Origin of the sequence: Novacetimonas hansenii JCM 7643, assembly GCF_000964405.1 — a bacterium.
GTDB lineage: Bacteria > Pseudomonadota > Alphaproteobacteria > Acetobacterales > Acetobacteraceae > Novacetimonas > Novacetimonas hansenii.
Genome location: NZ_BANE01000222.1, coordinates 1 through 1,759 on the forward strand (window position 1 = coordinate 1; position 1,759 = coordinate 1,759).

The following is a 1,759-nucleotide window of genomic DNA, read 5'->3' on the forward strand; positions in this document are numbered from 1 at the left end:
TTATCAAGGTCGTGGAATTGGGGTCCTTTGCTGCGGCCTCCCAGAATCTGACTTTGTCGCCGCAGATGGTAGCCAAGCATATAGAGGCTCTGGAACGCCACCTTGGTGCACGTCTGTTGCATCGGACTACCCGCCGACAAAGTCTGACCGAAACAGGCCGACTCTATTGCGAGCAGTGTCGCCTTGTCCTGAAAGCAGTTGAACGAGCGGACAGTCTGGCAGCCAATACGCTTGGCACACCGCGTGGCACATTACGGGATAGCGTAAACGCCTTGTCGGAAGGCCGGGATCAGCCAGGCGACATACTTCAACTGGAAGAAGAAGCATGACGGCCTGCTGCCGACGGAGATACGGCGCCTGAAGCTGCTTGAGGATGAGAACGCCAAGCTGCGCAAGCTGGTGGCGGATCTGTCGCTGGATCGGGAGATGCTGCAGGACGTAATCCGCCGAAAAATCTGAGGCCTGCTCGCAAGCGCAAGCTGGTCGACGCGGTGCGTGGGGAGTGGGATATCTCGATCCGGCGCGTCTGCCGGGTTCTGGAAGTCGATCCATCGACCTACCATTACAAGCCCCGTCGACACGATCAGGCCGCCATCGAAGCCAGGATCAAGGAGATCTGCATGACGCGGATGCGATACGGCTATCGCCGTGTTCATGTCGTGCTTCGCCGCGAAGGCTGGGATGTGAACGTCAAGAAGATATACAGGATCTACAACGAGTTAGGCCTGAAATTGCGCAACAAGACACCGAAGCGCCGGGTGAAGGCGAAGCTGCGTGATGACTGGCGACCCGCCATACAGGCCAACGAAACCTGGGCGATGGACTTTGTCCATGACCAGTTGGCGACCGGCAGGAAGGTCAGGATTCTCACGATCGTTGACATATTTTCGCGGTTTTCGCCGATGATCGATCCGCGTTTCAACTACCGGGCAGAGGACGTTGTCGCGGTCCTTGAGCAAGTCTGTGCCACCGTGGGCTACCCGAAGACGATCCGGGTCGACCAGGGCTCGGAATTTATTTCGCGCGATCTGGAACTCTGGGCCTATGCCAACAATGTCACGCTGGACTTCTCCCGACCCGGCAAACCGACGGACAATGCGTTCATTGAGGCCTTCAACGGACGTCTGAGGGCGGAGTGCCTGAACGCACACTGGTTCCTGACGCTTGCGGATGCACGCGAAAAGTTGGAGGCTTGGCGCAGAGACCACAATGAGGTCCGCCCACATGGGGCGATTGGCAACAGGACGCCGATCTCGCTGCATATTCCCGGTGACGTATCCAACTCGTTACCGTCAAACCACGCCGGAAACTCTACCATCCGGCGGTCCAACCTTCGGGAGCAGATCAGGGTCAGCTTCGACCTGACGGGGGGTGAAGTGTCTGATTATTCTGGCGCTGATGCCCTGACGGACCTGCCGGTCGTGACACCGCGCAGGCTGCTGGCCGACAAGGGGTATGATAGTGACAGAATACGGGAGACCCTGCTTTTTCGAGGCATTCTTCCCGTAATCCCGTCGCGTTCAAACCGTAAAGAGAATATTCCCTGTGATTTCCGTTGTTACAGGGATCGCAACCGTATCGAGCGGATGTTCAACAAGCTGAAGCAGTTTCGGCGTATCGCCACACGCTATGACAAGACAAGAAAATCGTTTCTCGCCTTCCTCAACCTCGCCGCCATCAAGCTGTGGCTACCATCTTTTGTCAACAGAACCTAGCACTACAGTTGCATTTTGTGTTGTGAGTGAGCGCGGATAGCAGT

The 1,759-nt window shown here is 56.9% G+C and carries 1 protein-coding gene and 2 pseudogenes; all 3 read left to right on the forward strand.

The window, feature by feature from the left end; all coding sequences use genetic code 11:
- Positions 1-2: 2 nt before the first annotated feature.
- Positions 3-266, forward strand: a pseudogene (locus B7G66_RS13645) (LysR family transcriptional regulator); the annotation flags it as partial.
- A 7-nt stretch (positions 267-273) separates the two neighbouring features.
- A pseudogene (locus B7G66_RS13650) lies at positions 274-1,262 on the forward strand (IS3 family transposase); the annotation flags it as partial.
- A gap of 99 nt (positions 1,263-1,361) precedes the next feature.
- On the forward strand, positions 1,362-1,715 hold the full coding sequence (locus tag B7G66_RS18800) for an IS5 family transposase (RefSeq protein ID WP_338107754.1): 354 nt from the start codon (positions 1,362-1,364) through the stop codon (positions 1,713-1,715).
- Positions 1,716-1,759 lie beyond the last annotated feature (44 nt).